This window comes from Pseudoalteromonas marina (assembly GCF_000238335.3).
In the GTDB taxonomy this organism is placed as follows: domain Bacteria; phylum Pseudomonadota; class Gammaproteobacteria; order Enterobacterales; family Alteromonadaceae; genus Pseudoalteromonas; species Pseudoalteromonas marina.
In genome coordinates this window covers 510,263-537,145 of sequence record NZ_AHCB03000005.1, presented here as the reverse complement: position 1 = coordinate 537,145, position 26,883 = coordinate 510,263, and the positions used below count along the sequence as shown (strand labels likewise).

General features: G+C 40.8%; 25 protein-coding genes. 8 read left to right on the top strand and 17 right to left on the bottom strand.

Annotated features, from left to right (window positions below):
- The first annotated feature begins 111 nt into the window (after nt 1–111).
- Nucleotides 112–1,998, top strand: coding sequence for a hypothetical protein (locus tag PMAN_RS02530; RefSeq protein ID WP_010555844.1), 1,887 nt, complete (start codon nt 112–114; stop codon nt 1,996–1,998).
- A gap of 196 nt (nt 1,999–2,194) precedes the next feature.
- Nucleotides 2,195–3,025 carry a formyltetrahydrofolate deformylase gene (gene purU / locus PMAN_RS02525; protein ID WP_010555843.1) on the top strand — a complete coding sequence of 277 codons (831 nt, stop codon included), beginning with the start codon at nt 2,195–2,197 and terminating at the stop codon, nt 3,023–3,025.
- Nucleotides 3,026–3,114: 89 nt separating this feature from the next.
- Here purU and PMAN_RS02520 read toward each other — a convergent pair whose 3' ends face one another.
- From PMAN_RS02520 to acs, 3 genes are all read right to left on the bottom strand, one after another.
- Entirely contained in the window at nt 3,115–4,704 is a 1,590-nt protein-coding gene (locus PMAN_RS02520; RefSeq protein ID WP_010555842.1) for an AbgT family transporter, read from the bottom strand.
- Nucleotides 4,705–5,075: 371 nt separating this feature from the next.
- On the bottom strand, nt 5,076–5,729 hold the full coding sequence (locus PMAN_RS02515; protein WP_006791970.1) for a response regulator transcription factor: 654 nt from the start codon (nt 5,727–5,729) through the stop codon (nt 5,076–5,078).
- A gap of 95 nt (nt 5,730–5,824) precedes the next feature.
- Nucleotides 5,825–7,765, bottom strand: a complete 1,941-nt coding sequence (gene acs / locus PMAN_RS02510) for an acetate--CoA ligase (protein ID WP_006791969.1) — start codon at nt 7,763–7,765, stop codon at nt 5,825–5,827.
- A 437-nt stretch (nt 7,766–8,202) separates the two neighbouring features.
- Between acs and PMAN_RS02505 the strand changes: the two genes are divergently transcribed.
- Entirely contained in the window at nt 8,203–9,372 is a 1,170-nt protein-coding gene (locus PMAN_RS02505) for a DcaP family trimeric outer membrane transporter (protein ID WP_006791968.1), read from the top strand.
- A 236-nt stretch (nt 9,373–9,608) separates the two neighbouring features.
- Nucleotides 9,609–11,732 carry a TonB-dependent siderophore receptor gene (locus PMAN_RS02500; RefSeq protein ID WP_010555841.1) on the top strand — a complete coding sequence of 708 codons (2,124 nt, stop codon included), beginning with the start codon at nt 9,609–9,611 and terminating at the stop codon, nt 11,730–11,732.
- Between the two features lie 269 nt (nt 11,733–12,001).
- On the opposite strand, the gene recA is transcribed toward PMAN_RS02500, so the two are convergent.
- Both recA and PMAN_RS02490 read right to left on the bottom strand, forming a co-directional pair.
- A complete protein-coding gene (gene recA / locus PMAN_RS02495) occupies nt 12,002–13,045 on the bottom strand; it encodes a recombinase RecA (RefSeq protein WP_006791966.1) in 1,044 nt (347 codons plus the stop codon).
- A 65-nt stretch (nt 13,046–13,110) separates the two neighbouring features.
- Nucleotides 13,111–13,602 carry a CinA family protein gene (locus PMAN_RS02490; protein WP_006791965.1) on the bottom strand — a complete coding sequence of 164 codons (492 nt, stop codon included), beginning with the start codon at nt 13,600–13,602 and terminating at the stop codon, nt 13,111–13,113.
- 21 nt (nt 13,603–13,623) lie between these two features.
- Between PMAN_RS02490 and mutS the strand changes: the two genes are divergently transcribed.
- The gene (gene mutS / locus PMAN_RS02485; protein WP_010555840.1) at nt 13,624–16,206 is read left to right on the top strand and encodes a DNA mismatch repair protein MutS; all 2,583 of its coding nucleotides are present in this window, start codon (nt 13,624–13,626) and stop codon (nt 16,204–16,206) included.
- A 68-nt stretch (nt 16,207–16,274) separates the two neighbouring features.
- Here the strand turns inward: mutS and rpoS are convergent, their stop codons facing one another.
- The 11 genes from rpoS to PMAN_RS02430 form a co-directional block, all read right to left on the bottom strand.
- Complete coding sequence (gene rpoS, locus PMAN_RS02480) at nt 16,275–17,249, bottom strand: RNA polymerase sigma factor RpoS (protein ID WP_006791963.1); 975 nt, start codon at nt 17,247–17,249, stop codon at nt 16,275–16,277.
- Nucleotides 17,250–17,284: 35 nt separating this feature from the next.
- Nucleotides 17,285–18,109, bottom strand: a complete 825-nt coding sequence (locus tag PMAN_RS02475) for a peptidoglycan DD-metalloendopeptidase family protein (RefSeq protein ID WP_010555839.1) — start codon at nt 18,107–18,109, stop codon at nt 17,285–17,287.
- A gap of 41 nt (nt 18,110–18,150) precedes the next feature.
- Complete coding sequence (locus PMAN_RS02470; protein ID WP_008126892.1) at nt 18,151–18,729, bottom strand: YqaA family protein; 579 nt, start codon at nt 18,727–18,729, stop codon at nt 18,151–18,153.
- 9 nt (nt 18,730–18,738) lie between these two features.
- Nucleotides 18,739–19,377, bottom strand: a complete 639-nt coding sequence (locus tag PMAN_RS02465) for a protein-L-isoaspartate(D-aspartate) O-methyltransferase (RefSeq protein ID WP_010555838.1) — start codon at nt 19,375–19,377, stop codon at nt 18,739–18,741.
- Nucleotides 19,367–20,131 carry a 5'/3'-nucleotidase SurE gene (gene surE / locus PMAN_RS02460; protein WP_006791959.1) on the bottom strand — a complete coding sequence of 255 codons (765 nt, stop codon included), beginning with the start codon at nt 20,129–20,131 and terminating at the stop codon, nt 19,367–19,369. Before surE ends, PMAN_RS02465 begins: the two co-directional genes overlap by 11 nt.
- Nucleotides 20,112–21,164, bottom strand: coding sequence for a tRNA pseudouridine(13) synthase TruD (truD, locus tag PMAN_RS02455; RefSeq protein ID WP_010555837.1), 1,053 nt, complete (start codon nt 21,162–21,164; stop codon nt 20,112–20,114). The genes surE and truD overlap by 20 nt, the downstream gene beginning before the upstream one ends.
- The gene (gene ispF, locus PMAN_RS02450; protein ID WP_008126885.1) at nt 21,161–21,658 is read right to left on the bottom strand and encodes a 2-C-methyl-D-erythritol 2,4-cyclodiphosphate synthase; all 498 of its coding nucleotides are present in this window, start codon (nt 21,656–21,658) and stop codon (nt 21,161–21,163) included. Before ispF ends, truD begins: the two co-directional genes overlap by 4 nt.
- Entirely contained in the window at nt 21,655–22,356 is a 702-nt protein-coding gene (gene ispD, locus PMAN_RS02445) for a 2-C-methyl-D-erythritol 4-phosphate cytidylyltransferase (protein WP_010555836.1), read from the bottom strand. The genes ispF and ispD overlap by 4 nt, the downstream gene beginning before the upstream one ends.
- Nucleotides 22,346–22,633 carry a cell division protein FtsB gene (gene ftsB / locus PMAN_RS02440; RefSeq protein WP_006791955.1) on the bottom strand — a complete coding sequence of 96 codons (288 nt, stop codon included), beginning with the start codon at nt 22,631–22,633 and terminating at the stop codon, nt 22,346–22,348. Before ftsB ends, ispD begins: the two co-directional genes overlap by 11 nt.
- Before the next feature lie 40 nt (nt 22,634–22,673).
- Complete coding sequence (locus PMAN_RS02435) at nt 22,674–23,306, bottom strand: hypothetical protein (protein ID WP_006791954.1); 633 nt, start codon at nt 23,304–23,306, stop codon at nt 22,674–22,676.
- Between the two features lie 74 nt (nt 23,307–23,380).
- On the bottom strand, nt 23,381–23,860 hold the full coding sequence (locus PMAN_RS02430; RefSeq protein WP_006791953.1) for a DUF2947 domain-containing protein: 480 nt from the start codon (nt 23,858–23,860) through the stop codon (nt 23,381–23,383).
- 60 nt (nt 23,861–23,920) lie between these two features.
- On the opposite strand from PMAN_RS02430, the gene PMAN_RS02425 reads away from it, so the two are divergent.
- Genes PMAN_RS02425 through PMAN_RS02415 form a run of 3 tightly spaced genes read left to right on the top strand, consistent with a single transcriptional unit; the run spans nt 23,921 to nt 26,235 of the window.
- Complete coding sequence (locus PMAN_RS02425; RefSeq protein ID WP_006791952.1) at nt 23,921–24,145, top strand: DUF1653 domain-containing protein; 225 nt, start codon at nt 23,921–23,923, stop codon at nt 24,143–24,145.
- Between the two features lie 52 nt (nt 24,146–24,197).
- Entirely contained in the window at nt 24,198–25,046 is an 849-nt protein-coding gene (locus PMAN_RS02420; RefSeq protein WP_006791951.1) for an AAA family ATPase, read from the top strand.
- 1 nt (nt 25,047) lies between these two features.
- A complete protein-coding gene (locus tag PMAN_RS02415; protein ID WP_010555835.1) occupies nt 25,048–26,235 on the top strand; it encodes a vWA domain-containing protein in 1,188 nt (395 codons plus the stop codon).
- A gap of 127 nt (nt 26,236–26,362) precedes the next feature.
- Here the strand turns inward: PMAN_RS02415 and PMAN_RS02410 are convergent, their stop codons facing one another.
- Nucleotides 26,363–26,575, bottom strand: coding sequence for a hypothetical protein (locus PMAN_RS02410; protein ID WP_010555834.1), 213 nt, complete (start codon nt 26,573–26,575; stop codon nt 26,363–26,365).
- Nucleotides 26,576–26,883 lie beyond the last annotated feature (308 nt).

Here is a 26,883-nt window from a genome sequence, read left to right as displayed (position 1 = left end):
ACTATTATTGATATACAATCAAAAATTAAGCAATAATGTTTAAAGTGCATACGTTATTGTAACTCTACTGATATTCCCTTTTTTGGATGTGCTATTTATAAGGAGCATTTAATGGCTTTTGATTACGGATCAATCGATCTTGGACTAAAAAACCCTTTTAAACTAGAAGGTAAAGTAAAGGCTGTAAGAGGGCTGATTGAGGCTGTTGTGGGTGTTAGCCTGTTAGTTACCGCATCTAGCTCTGTAAAAGACGATGCTACCGCAGGTTGGATTTTGATGATATTTGGCATGTTAATACTCGCACTAGGTATTCGTACCTTATCTGGCGGTATATATGCCACACTTAAGTACTTTGTAGGTAGAAATCACCCTACATCGCTGGCGTTTAACTTTAGTAAATCGCAAACCTCAACTGCACAAGAAGAAAAAAACGAAGTAGCCTACACAGCACAAACATTAGAGGAAATGCTTGTTGGGCGCAAAAACAGTACGTTCAAAGAACCAAACGGCTTTTTATCTCGCTTACTACACAGCTTAATACCAAAACTATTATTTCTACCCTATCCAATACGTAATGTTGCCCAACGTCTATTTGGCTCATGGGTTAGCACGCTGGTTGCACTTATTGCTTATGCGTTGGTTGCATTTGTATCACTGTCAGGCTTTACAGGCGAAGCGGGAAAACTTGCTTTTCCGATATATAGCGCAATTTTAATGTTTTACGTGCTGTTTTCTTGGCGTTCGTCTGGCAAACCCATTTCACGAAATGCCGAAAAAAACATTGAAGCCTTGGGTACGGGTGCGCTTGCTAAAATCATTTCCTTGTCGTTTATATTACCCATTGCTATAGGGCTTTCTATGTCGTGGCTAATGCAAGAGCAACGCATTAGTAAACAACAAATAGACAACTGGCTAGAACAATTACCTAGCCTCAATGCTGGACTGTATTTAACAGCCATTATTATACTCGCTACACTAAGTTGCGCCCTTGTGTTTGTAATGATTAAAGCTCGTTTAAATATTGTGACCCCCACTGCCGAGGTATCAGAACTGAGAGAGAACTGGCAAGAGTCTGTTCATCCCGATGAAATTTTTATAAACCTTGATAATTTAGTGATGGCAAACCGTCGTTACAAAGAAGTACCAAATAGGGTTTACCGTGAGCTAGACCCTAAATTACAAGAGCAAATTGAAGGTAAAGGCGGCTTTAAAGGTGAAATGATTCAAGAAATTCAACCTAAACTGCACACAATGGATTTAGGTAAGCATTTTAGTCTTTCGCGTTTAATTGCGTTAATTAGCGGTAACTTGCTTTATATTGTAGCGCTTACTTTTACCGTATTGCTTGCCTACTCGTTTATTAATATTTACCACTATATTGATGCAGCAAATATAAATAGCATTGAGCAAGCGTTTAATAATCAAAATATTATTGAATTTAGTGAACTGCTAATGGCAAGTGTTCACTTATTACTGATTGGTGTATTAATTAAAGCCTTTGCCCAGCTGCTAAGCAACAGTGCACACTTGTTTTTTGCCGAAATGCAATTTGAATCTTTACTGGTATATTTTAAATGCGAAGGCACATTTACCGAGTCAAAAATATCAACAGGTACAGGTATTCACGATAGCACTCGTTCAGAAAACACCTTAGTGCGCAGCAGCATAACACCTTGGGTGATTGTTTCACGTGTCGTTTCGACAACCTTTGCCGCAACAGGTATGAAAAACCTTGAGCATCCTCGCCATATTATGGAAATGCACAAAGATGAAGGTCAATTACAAGCAATCAAAAAAGATGTAATCGCCTTTTTGAAAGACCGCGAATCCATAGCTTCTATTACGAGTGAACGCGATTTAGGTAATGCATCTCAACTACATCAGTTGAATCAACAAACTCGCGCAATGCCTATGCAACCTACTCTAACTAAAGACGATGAAGAAGCCGCTGGCTTTTTACGTCAAGAAGACGACTTGGCGTCTGAGCCAAAAAAATAGCATTTTCAGATAAATGCCACCTGTATAATTGGGTGGCATTTTTTATTTACCTAAATATGCCCCACCGCTATGTAATGTCAAATTAAACTAAAAGCGTGCAATAACATGATTAATATTTGATTAGCCCACAAAGCCCTTGCTTTATGTTTTAAAACACAAATAATGAAACATTAATCACAGGGTAAGAATGAGGAAAATGAGTTACATACTAACCACCCAATGTGCCGACGATGTGGGCTTAATTGCTAAAATCACCGGCCTTTGTCATCAAAATAACTTGAACATTACTCGTAATAACGAATTTGTAGACAAAGACGCCAAACGTTTCTTTATGCGCACTGAGCTGACGGGGCAACCACAAAGTGACTTTTTAGAGCAGCTACGCGCTTTATTACCTGAAGGCGCCAAACTTGCATTGCACGACGATGCAAAAACTAAAGTGGTGCTGCTTGCCACCAAAGAAGCACACTGCTTAGGTGGTATGCTATTAAAACAGTTTGAGCAAACACTTAATATTGAAGTGCTAGCTGTTATTGCTAACTACCCTGATTTAGAACCACTTGCTAAAGGCTTTGGTGTGCCATTTCATGTGGTATCGCATGTTGGGCTAAGCCGAAGTGAACATGACCAACAAGTAGGTGACTTAATTGCTAGTTATAACCCAGATATAATTGGTTTAGCCAAGTATATGCGTATTTTAAGCCCTGAATTTGTAGGCCGCTTTGACGGTAAAATTATTAATATTCATCACTCTTTTTTACCCGCATTTATTGGTGCAAAACCGTATCATCAGGCATTTGAGCGCGGCGTAAAAATTATTGGTGCAACGGCTCACTTTGTAAATAATGAATTAGATGAAGGCCCAATTATTTTACAAGACGTGACAAGTGTGACTCACGCTAACACAGCTGAAATGATGGCAAAAATGGGTAAAGACGTTGAAAAAACGGTTTTTTGCAAAGCGTTGCAACTCGCTTCAGAGCACAAGCTATTTATAAATGGCAATAAAACCGTTGTATTTAGCTAGGACGCGTTAACCTTTGTGGTTATACCACGCTCATTTGCTAAAAAAAGCCAGCTTAGCTGGCTTTTTTATTGTTCGCGTAAAGTAAGTGATTACGGTGTGTAATACGTAGGAGACTCAGGCCCTACAGGCATACCCAGTAAAAATACCCAAACATAAAACAAAATAACCCAGCCAATAAAAAATACAATACTGTATGGCAGCATGGTCGCAACCAGCGTACCTATACCCATGTCTTTTTTATACTTAACAGCCACCGCAAGTATTAAACCAAAATAACTCATCATCGGGGTTATCAAGTTTGTTACCGAATCACCAATACGGTAAGCCGCTTGAATTGTTTCTGGCGCGTAACCAATTAACATAAGCATAGGTACAAAAATAGGCGCTGTAATTGCCCATTGTGCTGACGATGAACCTAAGCTTAGGTTTACTAACGCACACATTAAAATAAACAGAACAAATACTTCAGGGCCTGTCAGGTTTAGGGCTTGCAAAAGCGCCGCACCGTTTATAGCTAAAATAGTGCCTAAATTAGTCCACTTGAAAAATGCGACAAACTGCGCCGCAAAAAAGACTAGCACAATATATAACCCCATTGAGCTCATGCTTTTACTCATGGCATTAATAACATCTTTATCGTTTTTCATGGTGCCAACAACACGGCCATACACAAAACCAGGGATACTAAATGTCACAAAAATAATAACCACAATCCCTTTTAAAAAAGGAGAACCCGCAACTTCACCGGTTGCAGGGTTTCGTAAAATGCCATCGTCAGGAACGATGGTCCAAGCAAGTAATAAAGAAACTGCTAATAAAGAAACGCCAGCCCATTTTAGACCTGATTTTTCTTGTTGAGTAAGGGTGTCTATGCTGTTTTGAGACAGATCAATACCGGCTTCGTCTGGGTTATATTTACCTAAACGTGGCTCAACTATTTTCTCAGTCACCAAAGTACCTAGTACTGAAATTAATAGCACTGATATCATCATGAAATACCAGTTTGCTTCTGCGCCAACAACATAGGTTGGATCGATCATTTGAGCCGCAGGAGTTGTAATACCAGCAAGAAGTGGGTCAATAGTTCCCAATAATAAGTTAGCACTATAGCCACCCGACACGCCTGCAAATGCAGCGGCAAGGCCAGCTAAAGGATGACGTCCTAAACTGTGAAAAATCATCGCTGCGAGTGGTATTAAAACCACATAACCTAGCTCTGAGGCGGTATTAGACATAATAGCGGCAAACACCACCATAAACGTAACTAAACGTTTAGAAGCGCCCATTACCATGCCTCGCATGGCTGCAGAGAGCAAACCCGAGTGCTCAGCAACGCTTACACCAAGTAGTGCAACCAACACGGTACCTAAAGGTGCAAACCCCGTAAAATTAGTGACAAGCCCAGCCATAATGCGCTGTAAACCTTCAGCGCTTAATAAACTTACGACTTCAATAACGCCATCAGCGTCGCGCCCTGGCGCACCTACCGGTCGAGGGTCTATCGCACTTAATCCAAACCAATCTGCAATACCGCTAAACACAACAATTGCCACTGCAAAAATTGCAAATAGTGTAATTGGATGAGGCAGCATATTGCCTAAAAATTCGACGGTGGCTAAAAACCGATTAAACAACCCCTTATTTGGGTTGGTGCTAGGTGAGTGTGTGGAGTCTGTCATACCCTGCTCTTAAAGTTATAAAATTGCCGTAACCTAGCATTATTTGTAATTTAGATCATGTATAAAAGGTGAATGGTTTGTGAGTAAAGCTAAATAACACAAAAGCAGGAATATGTTGACCTTTTGTAATTAATTACGCCGTTTAATGTTAGACAAAGCTGTAGGTATAGGTATTAGGCGTGTTTTTCATAAGTGAAAAGATAAAAAAGCATAAGTGCTAAGCAGACGCTGCCTAAAGGGGTTAACCTACGCCTGCCCTAAATTAAATGCGTTTCAAATCATAGCCGTCAATATGCCCATGCGCTAAAATGCCAATTCAAAATAGCGGGTAAAATATAACGGTAATAAATCGCTTCAAAGCCGTTAAACCATTATTGAGCTGGCTCAATAGGCTCTAGTTGTAATTTAGCAGCGATCAGTACGGCTTGCGTTCGGTTATAGACACCGAGCTTTCTAAAAATTGCGGTAATGTGTGCTTTTACTGTTGCTTCTGAAATATGCAACTCATAAGCAATTTGCTTATTGAGTAATCCTTCATGCAAATATTGTAAAACGCGGTATTGCTGAGGTGTAAGAGAAGCGACTTGCGCTGCAATTTCTCTGTCTTCACCTTCGATTTCGGCTACTTTGTTTTTAAGCTCTTTTGGCAGCCATGTATCACCTTCAAGTATTTGGTTAATTGCATTGGCAATATCGTCCGATGACGATGATTTGGGAATGAACCCCATAGCACCATAACCCATGACTTTAGAGACAATATTAACATCTTCACTGCCTGAAACCACAGCGATAGGTAAACTTGGGTACTCTTCTCGGATACGAATAAGACCATACAAATCACCATTACCTGGCATATGAAGGTCTAGCAGTAATATATCAAGATCTTCTTGCTCGCTTAGCACTTGCAATGTGCTATCAAAATCTGACGACTCGAATACTTCTAGCCCTTCAAATTTTGCGCTCAGTGCGCCCTTTAGTGCTTCACGAAATAACGGATGATCGTCCGCTATTAAAAACTGACTCATGGTTCACTCCTAAAAATTCGGCTGATACTTATTACTAAGTAACAGCCGATATACTACGTTTAGAATTAACTTGTAATCAAGCTTTTAACGCGTATTTATCGATTTAATCGATTATCGATAAGTTCATCCACTACCGACGGATCAGCAAGGGTTGACGTATCACCCAATTGCTCGTGCTCATTGGCAGCAATTTTACGCAAAATACGACGCATTATTTTACCTGAGCGTGTTTTAGGTAAACCCGGAGACCATTGAATCATATCTGGAGAAGCTATTGGGCTGAGCTCTTTACGAACCCAATTACGAACCGCTGTTGTAAGCTCATCACTCACCGTCACCCCTTCGTTAGGCGTAATATAAACATAAATGCCTTGGCCTTTGATATTATGCGGGTAACCTACTACTGCAGCCTCTGCAACAGCTTCATGGGCAACTAATGCGCTTTCTATTTCAGCAGTGCCTAAACGATGCCCCGATACATTGAGTACATCATCAACACGCCCTGTTATCCAGTAGTAGCTATCTTCATCACGACGACAACCATCACCAGTAAAGTAAACGCCAGGGTATGCACTAAAGTAAGTTTGTTCAAAACGCTCATGATCGCCATAAACAGTACGCGCTTGTGATGGCCAGCTATCTAAAATAACTAAATTACCGTCAACCGCGCCCTCTAGTGTATTTCCCTCTGCATCATAAAGTGCCGGAGCAATACCAAAAAATGGATGGGTTGCAGAACCCGGCTTCGTGTCTGTAGCACCAGGTAGTGGCGTGATCATAATGCCACCTGTTTCTGTTTGCCACCAGGTATCCACAATTGGACAATTAGATTTACCTATACTCTCGTAGTACCAGTTCCATGCCTCTGGGTTAATTGGCTCACCTACTGAACCCAAAATACGTAAACTATCGCGATGTGAAGTTGCGGTAGGCTCATCACCTTTGGCCATTAATGCTCGAATCGCTGTAGGCGCAGTATATAAAATAGTGACACCATGCTTATCAACCACCTCACCCATTCTTCCTGCGCTTGGGTATGTAGGTACGCCTTCAAATACAACTTGTGTACACCCATTCACCAGCGGTCCGTATGCAATATAACTGTGCCCAGTGATCCAACCTACATCGGCACTACACCAATACACATCATCATCTTGTAAATCAAATACGTACTCGTGAGTCATTGACGCATAAACTAAGTAACCGCCAGTTGTGTGTACAACCCCTTTAGGTTGGCCTGTTGAACCTGATGTATACAAAATAAATAGCGGATCTTCTGCGTTCATTGGCTCTGGTTCACACTGTGCTGGTAAGTCAGCGACTAAGTCGTGCCACCAAATATCGTGATCGTGCCAATCAACTTCACCACCTGTTAACTGATGTACAATCACGTGCTCAATAGTGGTTACAGAATCTTGTAATACGGCTTCATCAACATTCGCTTTTAATGGCACGCAGTTACCTGCACGTCGACCTTCATCTGATGTAATGACCACTTTCGCACCTGAGTCTTTAATACGGTCAGCGATTGCCGAAGGTGAAAAGCCACCAAATACAACTGAGTGAATTGCACCAATGCGAGCACACGCCTGCATAGCGTAAATAGCTTGCGGGGTCATTGGCATGTAAATAGCAACTCGGTCACCTTTTTGCACACCTAGCTTTTTTAAACCATTAGCAAATTTGGCCACTTCATCGTGTAATTGCTGATACGTTATGTTTTCGCTTTGTGACGGGTCATCACCTTCCCAAATAAGTGCAATTTTATCGGCTTTGGTTTTTAAATGACGATCAATACAATTATAAGAGGCATTTAAGAATCCATCTTCATACCATTTGATACTGATGTGCCCTTTATCAAAAGAGGTGTTTTTAACTTTAGTATAAGGAGTAGACCAATCGAGGCGTTGCCCATGCTCTCGCCAGAAGCTTTCGGGGTCATTAATTGACTGCTGGTACATCGAATTATATTTATTTTTATCAACGAGTGTTGTGTCTTTTATATGATTAGGAACAGGATAGATACTTTGTGACATCTTAGTCTCCGTTTAAATTACTTGCCTTAGGCTCTTAACAAGGATTACTCAGCAGTGCTTTATTAAGTATTAGACCTTAGTTGTACTCGCCTCCATATTACTAATTTGTACTATATAATTAATAAGCTTAAATATTTTTACCTAAACAATACATGATGTTAAATAAAAGTAGCAAAAGATTACTTCACTGTTAAACCTTAGTCTTATAGACCAATAGATAATTGAGTAAACACTGCACATATCTAAAGTATTTGTGTTGAACAATTAAGCAAATCTAAAAACTATTGCATGCATTGTTTAAAAATTAAAAAAATATTTATTAACACTGAACACACTTACACTATTTATTTTTATTCGTAATTTATACCTGTAGCAAGTATTGGCAAAAACGAGTAAAAAATTATAAACAACAAGTAGCCTAAACAAGGGATACCAGTATGAAAATAACTCCATTAAAAACACTCGCAGCAAGCGCTGTTTTATGTGCACTATCAAGCACTACTTATGCAGCTACAGCTGCAAAGATTGGTGACACAGAGTTCACTTACGGCGGATATATTAAACTCGACACGATGTGGAGTGATTATTCAGCGGGTGCCTCTGCTGGTACAAGTGTTGGTCGTGACTTTTATGTACCCAGTACTTTAACTGTAGGTGATGATGACAGCTCAGACGCAGTGTTTGATATGCATGCGCGTCAATCGCGTTTTAATTTTGGTACGTCGACCTTGCTAGATAACGGTAAAAAAATTAACAGCAAGATTGAAATTGATTTTCTTGCCTCAGCCGCAGGTGGTAATGAACGCGTATCAAACTCTTTCGCTCCACGCATCCGCCACGCTTTTATAACCTACGACGGATGGTTATTTGGCCAAACATGGTCAAACTTTCAAAACGTAGGAGCTCTCCCTGAAACGTTAGATTTTGTAGGCCCTGCTGAAGGCACAGTGTTTGTTCGCCAAGCTCAAATTAAATACACAACAGGTGCGTGGTCTTTCTCATTAGAAAACCCTGAAAGCACAATCACAACAACAGGCGGAGCACGCGTTGCAACTGATGATGCTTCGCTTCCTGATTTTACCGCACGATACACACACAAAGCAGACTGGGGTAACCTTGTTGTAACCGCACTTGCTCGCCAATTAACGTATAAAGTAGGTGGTATTGATGCTGATGAAACGTCATTTGGCGTAAGCGCATCGGGTATGTTTAAAGTAGGCGACGACAACATTAAATTTATGCTGACACAAGGTAAAGGTTTAGGCCGATATGTAGGTTTAAATGTTGCTCATGGTGCCGTACTCAATGGTGATGAGTTAGATGCAATCGACTCAACGTCTGGCTTTGTTGCTTATCAGCATAAATGGAGCAGCCAATGGCGTTCAACATTCCTTTACTCATTCTTTTCAGCTGACAACAACACTGATTTGTTGAGCATTTCAGGTGATCCAACTGAATCAACGCAAAGCTATAGCGCAAATATTTTATACTCTCCGGTTAAACGCCTAACATTTGGTGCAGAGTTAAAACATGCTGAGAGAGAAACTCAGAGCGGTATTGATGGTGATTTAGACCGCTTACAATTCTCTGTTAAATACGCTTTTTAATTTAAAGTCTACTCCATAAATTAAGCGGCTTAGGCCGCTTTTTTTTTATGCGTATAACTTTAAATTTGGTTAATAAACCTCTTAATTAAACCCTACATAATTTTAAAATAAACCTAAGGGTATTAATTAAGCTGGCCCAAATTAGTTAAAAGATAAACAAACCGCAACAACGCAATTGCAAATCAATATCATTTAGATTAGCATAAGTTCCAATTTTTTAACGAACTGGAACCGATATGTCGTCCCCTACTATTTTGCGTTTGTCTAAACTAAGCATTGTTACTTCTTTAATTTTATCTGGAAATACGTTTGCGCAGGAGTTAAAAACTAACAACGAGTCATTAGAGAAAATAGCCGTATATGGCCAGCATCATAAAAACTACATTACCGAAGATGCGCAGTCTGCAACTAAATTAGGCCTTTCAATAAAAGAAACCCCGCAAAGTATTTCGGTTGTTTCGCGCGCATTAATGGACGATTTTTCGTTAGATGATATTAACTCCGTTCTTGAAAGCACACCCGGTGTAACGGTGGAGCAAATAGAAACAGATCGGACTTACTTTAAAGCCCGTGGATTTGAAATCACAAACTTTCAAGTAGATGGCTTGGGTATTCCACAAAGTTCGGGATCAATTCAAGGCTCATTAGATACCTCTATTTACGACCGTGTTGAAATTGTTCGTGGGGCTAACGGTTTAATGACCGGTGCAGGAAACCCTTCTGCAACAGTGAACATGGTACTTAAAAAACCGACCTACATAACACAAGCGCATGCATCTGCATCTTATGGCTCCTGGAATAACAAACGACTAGAGGTTGATGTTTCGACTCCAATAAACGATGAGCACGCTGTACGCGCGGTATTTACTAAGCATAAAGCAGAATCTTACTTGGACCGTTACGAAACTGACAAAACAATAGGTTACTTAGCCTATGAAGGTAAATTAACAGATGATACAACACTAAGTCTCAACTACGTTAATCAACAAAAAGATGCCGATAGCCCGCTTTGGGGAGCATTACCCCTTTACTACACTGATGGCTCAGCCACTGATTACGATGCATCTACTAGTACTGCATCAGATTGGTCATATTGGGACAACAGTGCTGAACAGGTTTATGTAACACTTGAGCAAAACTTATCAGCAACTTGGGTAGCAACCGCCCGTTATGCACATATTGAAAACGAGCAAGATTCAGAGCTTTTTTATGTTTATGGCACACCCGATAGAGAAACAGGCCTAGGTCTTACTGGTTACGCAAGCCGTTATGATTACGAGGATAAACACGACCTGTTTGATTTATACGCTAGTGGTAAGTTTGATTTATTTGGTCAAGAGCACGACCTATCATTTGGTGTAAGCCAAGCAAACATGGATTATAACGAGCAGTCACTATACGATTACACAACGGGTAATGGGTTTCCTGCCATGCCATCGCTTGATACATGGAATGGCGTAGCGCCAGAAGCAACACTTGCAGATGGTTTAAACGGCAGTGATATTGAAAACAAGCAGCAATCTGCTTATATATCTACTCGCATAAAACTTAGTGACCCACTAAGTGTGCTTGCAGGTGTTCGTTACACCGACTGGGAAACAAAAGGCACTGCGTATGGAGTAGTGCAAACACGAGATGACAGTGAAGTTATTCCTTATATTGGTGCGGTTTACGACTTTACAGATTCACTCTCAGCCTACGCAAGCTATACCGAAACATTCGTGCCACAAAAAGAGCTGGATATAAACGCTGAGCAACTTGCCCCCATTACTGGCAAAAGTAGCGAAATTGGTTTAAAGGCACAGCTTTTAGAAGACCAAGTGTTTTTAACGTTGGCGTATTTTGATGCTAAACAGGAAGGCCTTGCAGTTGCACTACCTGATTCATTACCGAGTGATACGCGCTACTATGCTGCTGATGGCATTAGTAGTGACGGTTTTGAGGTAGAACTAAGCGGTAAACTTACTGAGAGTTTAAGCACTAGCGTAAGCTATAGTAATCTAAGCATTAATGGTGACGATTTAGTAAAAGACTATACACCAGAAAATCAATTAAAACTTGCCGCTACTTATCAGGTACCGTTTGTTGAAGGCTTAACATTTGGTGCAAACTATCGTTGGCAAGATTCGGTGAGTCGTGTACAAGTCTTTGACGCAACGGGTACAGCACTTGTAACAACAAACCAAGGTGCTTATGGTATTCTTGATTTGATGGCCAACTACAAGATTACTCAAAACGTAGGTGTTACTTTTAACGTAAATAACACCACCGACGAAAAGTATTTGCATAGCTTATTTTGGGCGCAAGGTTACTACGGCGCGCCGCGTAACTATGCCTTATCTGTTAACTGGCAACTGTAAAGTTAATTATAAGTATATTTTAATCACACAATTTAAACGACACAGTTTCTGTGTCGTTTTTCATTTTTAAAACTGTAGTTACAAAACCGCCATAGTGTTAATACAGTAAACCCGATGCTATTAAGGCTTTATAACCTAAAAACAGCACGTTTAGTTAGGCGAATTAATAACGACTTAATAAATGCTTTCACACAAAAAAACGCTAACCATTACTGGCTAGCGTTTTTGTAAAGCTCGGGTCAAATCAAGCTTGAAGAACGTTTTAAACCTTAAAGGTCAGCGTCATCACCTAGTACATCTTCACCATCTTCTGGTTCAATTGTTGCTTTAAGCAATAACATATCGCGTAGTTTGCCTTCAATTTCGTTTGCAATTTCTACGTTTTCTTTTAAGAATTTAATTGAATTATTTTTACCTTGGCCTACCTTGTTACCATTGTAGCTGTACCAAGCACCTGCTTTTTCAACAATTTTGTGCTTAACACCTAAATCAATTAACTCGCCTTGCTTAGAAATACCTTCACCATACATTATAATAAATTCGGCTTGTTTAAACGGAGGCGCTACTTTGTTTTTAACGATTTTAACGCGCGTTTCGTTACCAACAACTTCATCACCTTCTTTCACCGAACCAATACGACGAATATCAATACGAACTGATGCGTAAAACTTAAGCGCGTTACCACCGGTTGTTGTTTCTGGGTTACCAAACATTACACCAATTTTCATACGAATTTGGTTAATGAAAATACATAATGTATTTGAACGTTTAATATTACCCGTAAGCTTACGTAATGCTTGCGACATTAAACGTGCTTGTAAGCCCATGTGCGAGTCGCCCATGTCGCCTTCAATTTCAGCTTTAGGTGTTAGGGCTGCTACTGAATCGACAATCACAACATCTACAGCACTTGAACGCACTAACATGTCACAAATTTCTAACGCTTGCTCACCCGTATCTGGTTGAGAAACTAACAGCTCATCAATGTTAACACCTAGCTTTTGAGCGTATACAGGATCTAGAGCATGCTCAGCATCAACAAAGGCACATGTTTTACCTTCTTTTTGAGCTTGTGCGATAACTTGCAAAGTCAGTGTTGTTTTACCTGAAGATTCAGGACCATATACTTCAACAATACGACCCATTGGTAAACCGCCTATGCCTAAAGCAATGTCGATCCCTAATGAACCTGTAGATACTGCATCAATGTTCAGGGCTTTATTGTCGCCCAGCTTCATGATTGAACCTTTACCAAATTGACGCTCAATTTGTGATAGTGCAGCGTCTAACGCTTTTTGTTTGTTATCGTTCATTTTGTTCTCCAAATCCGGCTAATGCGAACAAGTATACTGTATGAAACCACAGTATCAAGCGAAATTTATAAATTTATCTTTTCAATTGTATTTTTCAAAGCAAATTCAATAGCCTGCATTCTAACTTGGGCTCTATCACCACTAAATATTTGCTTAAATGTAAATTGTTTATCTGCAATTTGTAGGCAAAACCATACAAAACCCACTGGCTTATCTTGTGTTGCTCCACCCGGCCCTGCTATCCCCGATATAGCAATAGCAACGTCAACATTGGCAAGATTTTTTGCCCCCAACGCCATTTCTTTTACGGTTTGCTCGCTCACAGCACCATACTGCTCTAACGTACTCGTCGCTACATTGAGTAGTTCGTGCTTTGCCTCATTGCTATAAGTAACAAATGCACGCCCTAAATAGCGCGAGCTGCCAGGTGTGTCTGTTAGTGCATAACTCACTCCACCACCTGTGCATGATTCAGCAGTAGTGATCCATAAGCATTTATCCGTTAAAATAACACCTAATTTCGCAGCAAGTGTTTTAATCTCTTGATGTAATTCCATATTCAGCCTTTGGGTAAATACATGTCGTTTGATCTTTTTGCACCACACACTATAAAACAACAAACCCCTATGATGCAGCAGTATCTAAAAATAAAATCAGAGCATCGCGATATTTTATTGTTTTATCGTATGGGTGATTTTTATGAGCTTTTCTTTGACGACGCGAAACGTGCAGCTCAATTGCTCGATATTTCGCAAACTCAGCGCGGCAAAGCCGGTGGCGACCCAATTCCTATGGCAGGTGTGCCTTATCATGCCGTAGAAAACTACCTAGCGCGTTTGGTACAAATGGGCGAATCAGTTGCTATTTGTGAACAAGTTGGCGACCCCGCAACCAGTAAAGGCCCTGTTGAACGAAAAGTAGTGCGCATTGTAACACCGGGCACTATTTCAGATGAGGCGCTTCTTCAGGAACGACAAGACAACTTACTGACCGCTGTTTGGCAAAATAAAAAAGGCCAATACGGTGTTGCGTATCTTGATATAAATTCTGGGCGTTTTAACGTTGTAGAAGTCAATACTGACGAAGCGTTAAGCTCAACGCTACAACGTTTATCGCCAGCAGAATTGCTTTATAGCGAAAATTTTGAAAACACCCATCTAATCGAGCATATTAAAGGCGCTCGTCGTCGCCCTGAATGGGAGTTCGACTTAGATACGGCTCAGCACTTATTATGCGATCAATTTGGAACAAAAGATTTAGTTGGATTTGGTGTAGAAAAAGCTCACTCAGCGCTCGTAGCTGCAGGCTGTTTAATGCAATACGTGAAAGATACACAGCGCATTGCTTTGCCTCATATTCGCGCCATTACACTTGAGCATAACGAACACGCTGTTATATTAGATGCCGCTACCCGTAAAAATTTAGAACTAACGGTTAATCTATCGGGCGGATTTGAAAACACGCTTGCACAAGTACTTGATAAAACAGCCACAGCAATGGGCTCACGCTTATTAAAACGCCGCATTCATACACCTGTTCGAAATAAAGACGAGTTGAACTCTCGTCTAAATGCTATTAGCGCAATTTTAGACGTACAACTGTGCGGCGAATTGCACGAATCATTAAAAGAGATTGGTGATATAGAACGTGTAATAGCTCGTTTAGCATTATGCACTGCACGCCCAAGGGATTTAACACGTTTGCGCAGTGCTCTACAAGCACTTGCACCCCTGCATAATTTATTAAGTGATGCGAGCGACCCACGCATTACAAGTATTATCAATCACTCACCTGAATTACCTGAGCTACAAGCATTGCTAGAGCGAGCTGTTATTGATAATCCGCCAGTACTTATTCGTGATGGGGGCGTAATTGCGCCGGGTTATAACAGTGAACTTGATGAATGGCGTAACCTAAGTAAAGGTGCCACAGATGTACTTGAGCAGCTTGAACAACGCGAGCGTGAACGTACTGGGATTAGTACGTTAAAAATTGGCTATAACCGAGTGCACGGCTTTTTTATAGAAGTGAGCCGCGCTAATTCACATTTAGTCCCTGCTGATTATATTCGCCGCCAAACGCTTAAAAATAATGAACGCTATATTATTCCAGAGCTTAAAGAGCATGAAGACAAAGTACTTGGTAGCCAATCAAAAGCACTCGCGCTTGAAAAACAACTATACGAAGAGTTGTTTGAATTTATCGCCCCACACATTGAGCAGCTGCAAATAATGGCTGCAGCGCTTGCTGACTTAGATGTATTAAATAACTTAGCAGAGCGTGCCTTTGCACTTAATTATGCTAAACCAGAGCTTTGCGACAACGACAACATTAGCATTCAACAAGGCCGCCATCCGGTTGTTGAACAGGTAATGAAAGACCCATTCATTGCAAACCCTGTAGAGCTTAATAGTCAGCGCAAAATGTTAATTATTACAGGCCCAAATATGGGTGGTAAATCAACCTATATGCGCCAAACAGCGCTTATTGTATTAATGGCGCACATCGGCTGTTATGTCCCTGCCGATAGCGCAAAAATAGGTAATATCGATCGTATATTTACGCGTATTGGTGCAAGTGATGATTTAGCGTCTGGCCGCTCAACCTTTATGGTTGAAATGACCGAAACCGCCACAATTTTAAATAATGCGACAGCGCAGTCGTTGGTATTAATGGATGAAATTGGACGTGGTACAAGTACCTATGACGGGCTTTCGCTTGCATATGCCACAGCGAATCATTTAGCATCAAAAATATCCGCTAAAACCCTGTTTGCAACTCACTACTTTGAATTAACTGAGCTTGCAGAGCAAACGCAGGGCCTTGTAAACGTTCACCTTGATGCAATAGAGCATAATGATACCATTGCATTTATGCATACTGTGCTAGACGGTGCGGCAAGCAAAAGCTTTGGTTTACAAGTGGCCGCGCTGGCTGGTGTGCCTAAAGCGGTAATTACACAAGCTAAACAAAAGCTTAAGTTACTTGAAAATCACCAAAGTGTTACTGCACCTAATGCTGAGCAACACGCATTTTCATTTAATAATGGCGCTGTTATTGAGCCTTCATTAGTGGAAGAACAATTAAGTGCAATTGACCCAGATAACTTATCGCCTCGTCAAGCACACGAATTGCTCTATAAATTAAAAGCGTTGCTTTAACAAAAAATGCCGAAGAATAATTTCTTCGGCATTTTTTATTCAAGCCTTGTTAGGCCTTAAATTTATTATTAAGAAAATTGGTTAAATAAACTATCTGTGCTTAACCCTTCTTGTTGCAAAATATCTTTTAAACGACGTAGTGCTTCAACTTGTATTTGTCTTACTCGCTCTCGTGTTAGCCCTATTTCTCTACCTACATCTTCAAGTGTAGATGGCTCATAGCCGAGTAATCCAAACCTACGCGCCAGCACTTCACGTTGCTTAAGGTTTAATTCTCCTAACCAATCAACAATGTGTTTATTAATTTCGGTGTCTTGCACTTCACCTTCAGGGCCGTTGCCTTTTTCGTCAGGTAAAATATCAAGCAGCACGCTGTCGTTTTCGCCACCAATTGGCATATCAACCGACGCTATTTTTTCATTCAAACGTAACATTTTGGTTACGTCTTCAACTGGCTTATCTAGGCATTCAGCTATTTCTTCAGCTGTTGGCTCATGGTCGAGCTTTTGGGTTAGCTCTCGCGCTGTACGTAAGTAAACGTTTAGCTCTTTCACTACGTGGATGGGCAAACGAATAGTACGTGTTTGGTTCATAATGGCGCGTTCAATTGTTTGACGTATCCACCATGTTGCATAGGTCGAGAATCTAAACCCGCGTTCAGGATCAAACTTTTCAACAGCACGAATTAACCCTAAATTACCTTCTTCAATTAAATCGAGTAGTGCAAGTCCACGGTTATTGTATCTACGTGCAATTTTAACAACTAAACGTAAGTTGCTCTCAATCATACGTTTACGAGAGGCTTCACAGCCTTTGAGGGATTTACGCGCGAAAAATACTTCTTCTTCAGCGCTTAATAATGGAGAGAAGCCTATTTCACCTAAGTAAAGTTGGGTGGCATCTAGGTTTTTAGTCACTTCTTCTTTGGCAAATATGTCTTCGTCATCTACTTTTTCAAGTAGCGGTGTTGCTTCTTCAACGGTGTTTTCATCAAACTTGTCGTCATTGCTGATATTTTTTTCAATCTTTGCTGCGCTAGCCATAAGCCTTCTCCAGAGCAATTATCAATACCTAAAATCTAAGGAAGGTATTTAGCAGGATTGACAGCTTTCCCACGGTAACGAATTTCAAAGCGAAGCGCGGTAACCGAAGACTCTGAATTGCCAATTTCTGCTATTTTTTGTCCTGCCTTAACTTTTTGCTTTTCTTTTACAAGTAATTTCGAGTTATGTGCATAAGCACTTAGGTAATCATCGTTATGTTTCAAAATGATTAAATTACCATAACCTCGAAGCGCGTTACCCGCATACACCACCGTTCCTTGTGCAGCGGCTAAAACTGTAGCCCCCATTTTATTAGTAATTTGTAAGCCTTTATAGCCGTTTTCCTTATTAGAAAAGCGTTTGGTGATTTTGCCCTTTGCTGGCCAAAACCACTTTAATTTACCGCTCGACAATTGCTTTTGGTTACTAACTTTATATTTGGCTTGTTTTTGAACATACTCTCGTTTTTTTGGCTGATCAAGTCCTTTCTTTAATTTTTTGTTATTATTTTGTATGTTTTTTCTAGACTTTTTACTCGAATTCGTATACTTTTCTGAGCTTTTAATTTTTTTTATAGTGGGAGAGAGAGAGATTGACTGGCCTGGATATATAACATAAGGACTTGAAATTAAGTTGTTTTTAGCAAGTTCTCTAAAGTCTTTTCCTGCGCTAAATGCGATTGAATAAAGTGTATCTCCTTTTTGTACTGTATATTTGCCATCTACAATGTTAATCAAATGGTTTGAGTCATTAACATTATTATTTAAGCTACTAACGGGCGCTGGAACATGGCGAGATGAACAACCAAAGAGAAAAACACTAATGAACAAAGCAACATAAAGCATAAATTGTCTATTCATCGTGCTTTTCTCCATGTTTAAGTAACATTATTTTATATAGCTTAACGCAACAAAAAGTACGCAACGGCTATTAATATTACTAATCCCCAGCCAAGCACTTCAATATACTGACGTAATTTTTTCTCCATTTGCGCTCCGCCCCATTTCATAAGCGCAGCAACTAGAAAAAACCGAGCACCGCGCCCGATTGCAGAAGCAATTAAAAATGGTAAAAACGCCATCTGTAAAACGCCCGCACCAATTGTAAATACTTTATAGGGTATGGGTGAAAAACCAGCTAAGAACACCACCCAAACGCCATACTCTTTAAACCAATTTAATGCTACATCAAACTTTTCTTGCCAATGCATCTGTGCAATTAGCGGCTCTACAACAGGTTCAAAAAGCCAAAAACCAAGTAAATAGCCAATTACCCCGCCCAGTACAGATGCAATCGTTGCGAAGCTAGCAAAACGCCACGCCTTACTAGGTTGAGCCAGCGACATTGGCGCTAACATTACATCGGGTGGGATAGGGAAAAAAACAGACTCGGCAAAACTCATTCCTGCTAAATAACGCTCCGCATGGCGGTGCTTTGCCCATACTAGGGCCATATCGTACAACTTAGTAAACAACTTCAAAGTGAATTCCTATTCAATATCACCAGGTACCAAAGGTACAAATCTTACTGGTGCAATAACATGCTCTGTAAAGCTTTCGCCCTTTCGAATAACCATTATTAATTTTTGATCAGCTTCGCCAACCGGCGCTAATAATACACCGCCATCAGCAAGTTGACTTAACAAACCTTGAGGTAAGGTGGCAGCCGCAGCCGTAACAATAATGCCGTCAAATGGTGCTTGAGATTGCCAACCTTGCCAGCCATCTCCATGTTTCATTGTTACATTGTATAAATCAAGCTGCTGCAGACGCCGTTTAGCCTGCCATTGCAAAGCTTTGATCCGCTCAACAGAATAAACGTTAGTAAACGTTTTAGCCAATACCGCTGTTTGATAGCCAGAGCCCGTGCCGATTTCTAATACTTTATCGCACACACCGGCCAACCTCAAAAGCTCCGTCATACGGGCTACAATATAAGGCTGCGAAATAGTTTGCCCTTGCCCAATAGGTAGCGCTGTATTTTCATAAGCTTTATGCTGCAACACGTCGTCAATAAATAAATGACGAGGTATACCTGCAATGGCATCAAGTACGCCTTGATCCTCAACACCTTCACGTTTAAGTAAATCTGATAACGCTTTCGCACTTCGCGTGTAATTAGCGAGCACGATTTATCTCCAAATTAGATAACCAGTCCCCAACTGCCTTAATGCTATTGTGTGCGGTCATATCAACACTGAGTGGTGTAACCGATGCAAAACCATTATTAATGGCGTAAAAATCAGTTCCTTCACCTGCATCACTCTCTGTGCCAAGCGAGCCATACCAGTAAATACTTCGACCCCAAGGGTCTGTTTGCTTGGTCATAGTTTCAGCTTTATGCCGAGCGCCTAAACGCGTAACCTGCACACCTTTTAATTCACTTAGTGGAACATCTGGCACATTAACATTAATAATTTGGTCTTTTGGTAATGGGTGCGATGCAAGTTCTTTAATTATATTAACTGTTACCGCAGCCGCTGTTTCAAAGTGCTCGCCATTGTGTGAGCAAAGTGAAACTGCAATAGCAGGCAACCCCAAATGACGACCTTCGGTCGCTGCAGCAACAGTGCCTGAATAAAGCGTATCATCACCTAAATTGGCGCCATGATTAATGCCTGCCACAACTAAATCTGGTTTTTGATCAACAAGCTGATTAACACCTAAATGAACGCAATCGGTTGGCGTACCATTAACTGACATAAACCCATTTTCAAGAGTTGTTGCACGCAATGGATTCATTAATGTGAGCGAGTTACTTGCACCACTGCAATTGCGATCGGGTGCCACCAAAGTGACGTCTGCAATTTTTGTAAGCGCGTTATATAAGACCGCTATGCCTTTAGCATTAACGCCATCATCGTTACTTAATAGTATCTTCATTTATGCCATTATCCTTTTCTTTTCGCTCTTTTGGACTTGCATCTGTATAGTCCACCAGTTCACGTAGTAATGCGGTTGCAAAACATCCTTTAGGTAAACCAAAGCTCAGCTTAAGTGTGGTGTTATCAAGTGTTTCTACTGCCAAGTTATCAGGAATCAAACGCAACATTCTACGCTCGTTTTTAAGCCCTAATTCACCCAGGCCTTCACACCATGCCTGATAGGGTTTAAGCCATATTTTTTCTTGCTCAGTTAACCCTTTATCACTTTTGCCTGCCATTGGTGCCGACATTACAATATCGCCAGAGGCTAAACGTGCTATGTTTTCGTCGTTAATTGCATCTTCAAAAAATGCATTACTGCCGCTGAGCATAAATACTTCGCGGTGCATAGTTTTAGCTAAACCGTGTTCTTTTACACGTAAACTTACAAGTTGATTAAAAATATGTGAACGCGCAGCTGAAATTATAATACCGCGTAGCTTCTTATCGCGAATACGCTCGCCGGCAAACATTTTTTCGGCCATAACTAAATTATGCCCATCGCGGCCAAAACGCTGCTCGCCAAAGTAATTTGGCACACCAGCACGCACAGCATTTATGCGGCATAATATATCAAGCGGCTCGGTAACATTACGAAGGGTAATGGTAAATTTATTGCCCTTGTGGCAACCGGTGCGTAATTTACGCTCGTGGCGCTGTTGCGACACTATAAAAATGCTTTCGCTATTTAACTCTGTAAAATCTATATGCTTTTTAATGGGCACTTTTACACTAAACCATTGGCTACATACACCATGACGATCTTTCATGCCCGCGTAGCTTACATCGCGAGGGGATACACCGGCTTTTTGCGCGATAATTTTAGCCACGTATTGTGTGTTTTCGCCTTTTTTAACCACCTGCAAGCATACATGCTCACCGTTACCTGTAAACTCTATACCTAGATCTTCATCTACCATAAAGTCTTCTGCTGTGGTTTTAAAGTCAGCTTTTGAAAGCGGTGCGCCGTATAAATAATTTAAGTCGCTCATGCGTTTTTTGTACTCGCAAGCTCTTTACTCATAATAACCACGGCATGACTAGAAATACCTTCTTTACGTCCTTCAAAACCCAACTTTTCAGTTGTCGTAGCCTTAACATTTATTTGGCTAAGATCGCAGTTTAAATCATTAGCTAGATTTACACGCATAGCCTGTATGTGCGGCAGCATTTTTGGTGCTTGTGCCACAATGGTGACATCGCCGTTTCCTAATACATAGCCTTGCTCTTTAGCTAACTTAACAACATGACGAAGCAAAATACGGCTGTCTATATTTTCATATTCGCTGGCTGTATCAGGAAAGTGCTTGCCAATATCGCCCATAGCGAGTGCACCTAAAATAGCATCACATAATGCATGAATAGCTACATCGCCATCTGAGTGTGCTAAAAAGCCTTGTGGGTAATCAATTTTTTCGCCACAAATAGTTAACGGGCCTTCGCCGCCAAATTTATGTACGTCAAAACCATGGCCAATTCGTATCATACTGCACTCTCGTTTTGTTGTTTATTTAATAAAAACCCTGCCAAAGCTAAATCTTCTGGCGTGGTTATTTTAATATTATCGCTACGACCCGCTATAAGTTTTACTGGTTTGTTTACCCACTCAATTGCACTGGCTTCGTCGGTAATAGGCACCCCACTTTGTAGCGCATTTTGCAGCGCATTTTTAAGGTCACTGTACTTAAAAAATTGAGGGGTAAGCGCTTGCCATAGGTCGTCTCGGGGGACGGTTTGCTTTGAGTGTGTATCGCCGCGTTTGATGGTATCTTTTACTTTACTGGCTAAAATCCCGCCTTCATTTTCACTAAGGCACTCACTAATAAGGCGCTCTATGTCTGCTAGGTCAACCAATGGGCGCGCTGCATCGTGCACTAATACCCAATCAGGGGGATTGGGTGCTAAAAATAACAAACTATTAAGTACTGAATCAGCACGTTCTTTGCCACCACTTGAACGAACAATGCGCGCATCGGTTAATGGTAGTTCATCAAAGTATGGGTCTGTATCGCTAAGGGCAACAACAATAGTTTGTAGTTGTGGTAATTGAGATAGTTTAGTTAGGGTGTGTTCTAAAATTGTTTTACCCGCTAACTGTATATATTGTTTAGGTGCATTGTGCTGCATTCTGCTGCCTACACCTGCTGCGGGTACAATCGCAACGATAGTTTGTTTATTTCTCATATTGGTTGCCCGGTAAAACACGAATAAATGTTTCGTCCGGCTTAATCATTCCTAATTCGTTTCGGGCACGTTCTTCAATGCCCTCAAGACCAAGCTTTAAATCTTCTATGTCGGCTTTGAGCACTTTATTACGTTTTATCAACTTTTCGTTAGTGTCTTGGTGGGTTGCCACCGCTCCTTTTAAGCGCGAGTAATCTTGCACACCATTTTGACCAAACCATAACCTGTATTGAACAAACAGTGCTAAGCACAGTAAGCACACTTGAAAAACACGCATTTAACACTCCTTATTTAATAATTTAAAAGTTTTAACTTAACTAAGCTAACGGGCGTTTTATATTGCGCCAATTAATATTCCCTGCCAGTAGCATTTCACGTAATGATAATACACGTGGTGTGCAACGCTTTGAAAACTGCCACTGATGCCCACAGCACGCTGCAGCTAAACTCAACTTACTTGGCTTTAAAAGTTGTGCATATTGCTGCTCTAGGCCGTTACCTAAAAAATCAAACCACCCTAGCTCGTTGCAATGCAACTTGTTTTCAGACACCTGATCAATACTGTCTATCCTAAGATGTAATTTGTCGTACTGGTTTACTATCACCGGAACAATTAGTCCCACTTTGGCATGCGCTTGAAAAAAAAGTTCATTGGCTTGTTTATTTACATCGGGCGGCGTTGCTTTTTGTTTTTCGAGCCACGAGCCATTTTGTGCATCAAGCGTAAAAGGCGAATGCCCGTTTACTACAAGCGATGCAGCTCGTTCAATGTAATAAGGCAAACTTTTTAACTGCCTACGCAGCTTATCGGCATTAGGTTCGGCGACTAAACGCTGAACTTCTCGCTGATAAAATGCATTGCACAACTGCGCATATAGCGCCTTTTGCGCATCAGTTTGCCAAATTTCAACTTGCTGCTGTTCACCAAGTGACTGATTTTTCGCGACCAATTGCTTTACTCAAAAACATTCAGATAACTGTTTTATAACATAGTGCTGAATAGTTTTTAAGCACACATAATAAATTAAGCGCTTGGTTTTTCACCTAACTTAGCTTTACCCGACTCTAAAAATTGCACAACACTGTTGCGCTTTTTACCAACTAGTAAACTGCCATCGGCTAAAAACATAAAGTTTTGCCAATTACGTTTAAATACGTCAAACGTTGTTTCAATAACATTATCGCGCGCCATACAAAAATATACCGTGGTATTTGCTTCCCACCCTAAAAACTCTAAAATTTCTTGAGGTGGTAAAGCATCGCCATTTTCCCAAGCTGCTTCCCAGTTAACTTCATCACTAAAACTTTTATCTTGACCGCACCACATACTGTCATCAAAAAAGTCGGGGTGGTCAAACTCCCGGCTTACCATTGTGCTCCAAAGCACAGCAGCGCGCTCGTCGCTCATTGGTTTTATTTTAGCTGCGTCATCACTTGATACCGGAATGTCTTTATGGCGAAAAACCCACGCTTTTCTGTAATCATCTAACGAAATATAGTTCATAATATTGGCAAATTAGTTAGCATTAAAAGTGCAAACACAAATTATACAAGAGATTGAAGCATGACTACAGCACTAAAACTGGGTTTATATCAACACTACAAAGGCCCGCAGTACAAAGTTTTATATCAGGCAACACATAGCGAAACAGACGAACAATTGGTGATATACCAAGCCTTATATGGTGAGTTCGGTATTTGGGCACGACCACTTAGTATGTTTTTAGAAACCGTTGAAAAAGAGGGCAAAACTATACCTCGTTTTGCCTACCTTGGACCTGCAGATTAACTGTGGCATTATAACCCCATTCAATACTGCTCAGACCAGACAAGGGTACACCGTGCAATTTAATTCTACTGACAATTACATCGCAAGCAGCTCGCTAAAACAGGCTGTAAATGCTGCTATTATGCTTGAAAAACCATTACTTATTAAAGGTGAACCTGGTACAGGCAAAACGATGCTGGCCGAAGAGCTTGCGAAAAGTTTAAACACCGAGCTTATTCAGTGGCACATTAAATCGACCACCAAAGCACAGCAAGGTTTATACGAATACGATGCCGTATCGCGTTTGCGTGACAGCCAGCTAGGTGATGAGCGCGTGCATGATATTGGCAACTACATTGTTAAAGGTAAGCTGTGGCAAGCATTTACCTATGCCGAGCTTAACGGCAAACGCCCAGTTTTACTCATTGACGAAATAGACAAAGCCGACATTGAGTTTCCAAACGATTTGCTGCTCGAACTTGATAAAATGGAGTTTCACGTTTACGAAACAGGTGAGCGCATTATCGCAAAAGAGCGCCCTATTGTGATCATCACTTCAAATAACGAAAAAGAGCTGCCTGATGCCTTTTTACGCCGCTGTTTTTTTCATTATATTGACTTTCCAAGCAGCGAAGAAATGCAGCAAATTGTTGATGTACATTACCCTAACGTTAAACAAGATTTAGTACGCCAAGCATTAGAAGTATTTTTTAACTTACGTGAAGCCAACGGCCTTAAAAAGAAGCCCTCCACCAGCGAATTGCTAGATTGGTTAAAACTTTTAATGGCAGAGGATATAGACGCTAAAACATTACACGACAAAAGCCAAAAAGGCGGCTTAATGCCGATGTTTGGCGCACTGCTTAAAAATGAGCAAGACATAAGCCTCATCGAAAAACTTGCGTTTATGAGCCGCCGTTAATATGTTGATTGCGTTTTTCTTCAAATTACGTGAATACCGTTTACCGGTAAGCCTGCGCGAACTACTCGATTTAATTAACGCCTTAAAAAAAGGCGTTATATTTGCCGACGTAGATGCCTTTTACCATTTGGCCCGCACCATAATGGTAAAAGACGAAACCCATTTTGATAGGTTTGATAAAGCCTTTAGCGACTACTTTAGCGGTATTGCCGACTTAGACCTACTCGAGAGTTTAAAGCAACAGCACAACTTACCTGAAGATTGGCTACGCAAAGAGTTTGAAAAAAACCTAAGCGATGAAGAAAAAGCCCAACTAAAAGCGATGGGCGGGCTCGACGAGCTTATGAAGACCCTGAAAGAGCGTTTAGAAGAGCAACAAAAACGCCACGCAGGCGGTAATAAATGGGTAGGCACCGGTGGTACATCTCCTTTTGGCGCATATGGTTATAACCCTGAGGGCGTGCGTATAGGACAAGACGGCAACCGCAATCGCCAAGCGGTAAAAGTGTGGGATAAGCGCGAATACCGCAATTTAGATTCAGACCGCGAAATTGGCTCTCGCACTATAAAACTCGCCCTTAAAAAGCTGCGCAAATTTGCCCGCACCGGCGCAAGTGACACCCTTGATTTAAACGAGACCATTCGCGCAACCGCCAAGCAAGGCGGCATGCTGGATGTAAAAATGGCACCCGAGCGCCACAATGCGGTAAAAGTATTAATGCTGTTTGATATTGGCGGCTCAATGGATGACTACATTCATACCTGCGAAGAACTATTTAGCGCCGCCCACAGTGAATTTAAGCATTTAGAGTTTTACTACTTTCATAACTGTTTATACGAACACGTTTGGCAGGATAACCAACGCCGCCATTCAAACGTAATAGACACCATGACGCTGATTAATAAATTTACTAGCGACTACAAAGTCATATTTGTGGGTGATGCCACTATGGGCCCATACGAAATAGCCTACCCTGGCGGCTCAGTAGAACATTACAACGAAGAGCCCGGCAGTGCATGGTTGGCACGTATAACAAATCACTTTGATAAAGTCGCGTGGCTCAACCCACAACCAATTGAACACTGGCCGTACTATCAATCAATTGGCTTTATAAAAGAGCTAATGAACAATCGCATGTACGCGCTGAGTTTAGACGGGATAAGTAGAGCGATAAAAGAGCTGAGTTGATAGTTAATATCAATGACAGCTCAGTGCCATAAGCAGACATTGGTAACGCCTCGTTAAGAGTCAATAAAATAGGCGACGAAGGAGCAAAAACCAACTGTTTTTGTCCTTTTAAACGACTTAGTTGCTTTTAATAAAGCTTCCCGTTATTTATATACATAGTTTCACATGTCCATTCAACATCTTGTTTGTTAGCCTTAACTTTACTATTGGCAAATTGTTTAGCCATTTCTATTTTACATGATTTCATAAAAGTAGATTTCTCATATGTTAAACCAAGATAAATAGATACTGAAATAGATATTACGGCAATAATAAACATAGCTAATGTTTGTGGTTTCATTTGAAATCCTTATCTGTAGTGGTCAACTACAAAGCTGAGCTGTTTCTAATTTGATTGCCGCAGAATATGTTGCGCGTTTTAATTTCGTCATTTTTTTACCCAAATTTGTATGCTTATTAGCATAGCATTTCTTTCTTAATGGGTGGCCAAATTAACTATGCCACTACACTCAGCCTAAGTCTAAAGTAACGATCAAATTCGGTTGCCCGACTTTAACCATGGCAAAGTGATTTCAAATTACTTCGGTGATGTCAGATACCGCCTGACAGAGCACTTTCGCCAAGGTTGATTAAAATCCGTAATTCTTT

Excerpts from the sequence above, each read along its gene's own strand:
- PMAN_RS02530 (WP_010555844.1), top strand. The coding sequence starts at position 112 with ATGGCTTTTGATTACGGATCAATCGATCTTGGACTAAAAAACCCTTTT.
- purU (WP_010555843.1), top strand. The coding sequence starts at position 2,195 with ATGAGTTACATACTAACCACCCAATGTGCCGACGATGTGGGCTTAATT.
- PMAN_RS02520 (WP_010555842.1), bottom strand. The coding sequence starts at position 4,704 with ATGACAGACTCCACACACTCACCTAGCACCAACCCAAATAAGGGGTTG.
- PMAN_RS02515 (WP_006791970.1), bottom strand. The coding sequence starts at position 5,729 with ATGAGTCAGTTTTTAATAGCGGACGATCATCCGTTATTTCGTGAAGCA.
- acs (WP_006791969.1), bottom strand. The coding sequence starts at position 7,765 with ATGTCACAAAGTATCTATCCTGTTCCTAATCATATAAAAGACACAACA.
- PMAN_RS02505 (WP_006791968.1), top strand. The coding sequence starts at position 8,203 with ATGAAAATAACTCCATTAAAAACACTCGCAGCAAGCGCTGTTTTATGT.
- PMAN_RS02500 (WP_010555841.1), top strand. The coding sequence starts at position 9,609 with ATGTCGTCCCCTACTATTTTGCGTTTGTCTAAACTAAGCATTGTTACT.
- recA (WP_006791966.1), bottom strand. The coding sequence starts at position 13,045 with ATGAACGATAACAAACAAAAAGCGTTAGACGCTGCACTATCACAAATT.
- PMAN_RS02490 (WP_006791965.1), bottom strand. The coding sequence starts at position 13,602 with ATGGAATTACATCAAGAGATTAAAACACTTGCTGCGAAATTAGGTGTT.
- mutS (WP_010555840.1), top strand. The coding sequence starts at position 13,624 with ATGTCGTTTGATCTTTTTGCACCACACACTATAAAACAACAAACCCCT.
- rpoS (WP_006791963.1), bottom strand. The coding sequence starts at position 17,249 with ATGGCTAGCGCAGCAAAGATTGAAAAAAATATCAGCAATGACGACAAG.
- PMAN_RS02475 (WP_010555839.1), bottom strand. The coding sequence starts at position 18,109 with ATGAATAGACAATTTATGCTTTATGTTGCTTTGTTCATTAGTGTTTTT.
- surE (WP_006791959.1), bottom strand. The coding sequence starts at position 20,131 with ATGAAGATACTATTAAGTAACGATGATGGCGTTAATGCTAAAGGCATA.
- truD (WP_010555837.1), bottom strand. The coding sequence starts at position 21,164 with ATGAGCGACTTAAATTATTTATACGGCGCACCGCTTTCAAAAGCTGAC.
- ispF (WP_008126885.1), bottom strand. The coding sequence starts at position 21,658 with ATGATACGAATTGGCCATGGTTTTGACGTACATAAATTTGGCGGCGAA.
- ispD (WP_010555836.1), bottom strand. The coding sequence starts at position 22,356 with ATGAGAAATAAACAAACTATCGTTGCGATTGTACCCGCAGCAGGTGTA.
- ftsB (WP_006791955.1), bottom strand. The coding sequence starts at position 22,633 with ATGCGTGTTTTTCAAGTGTGCTTACTGTGCTTAGCACTGTTTGTTCAA.
- PMAN_RS02430 (WP_006791953.1), bottom strand. The coding sequence starts at position 23,860 with ATGAACTATATTTCGTTAGATGATTACAGAAAAGCGTGGGTTTTTCGC.
- PMAN_RS02425 (WP_006791952.1), top strand. The coding sequence starts at position 23,921 with ATGACTACAGCACTAAAACTGGGTTTATATCAACACTACAAAGGCCCG.
- PMAN_RS02415 (WP_010555835.1), top strand. The coding sequence starts at position 25,048 with ATGTTGATTGCGTTTTTCTTCAAATTACGTGAATACCGTTTACCGGTA.
- PMAN_RS02410 (WP_010555834.1), bottom strand. The coding sequence starts at position 26,575 with ATGAAACCACAAACATTAGCTATGTTTATTATTGCCGTAATATCTATT.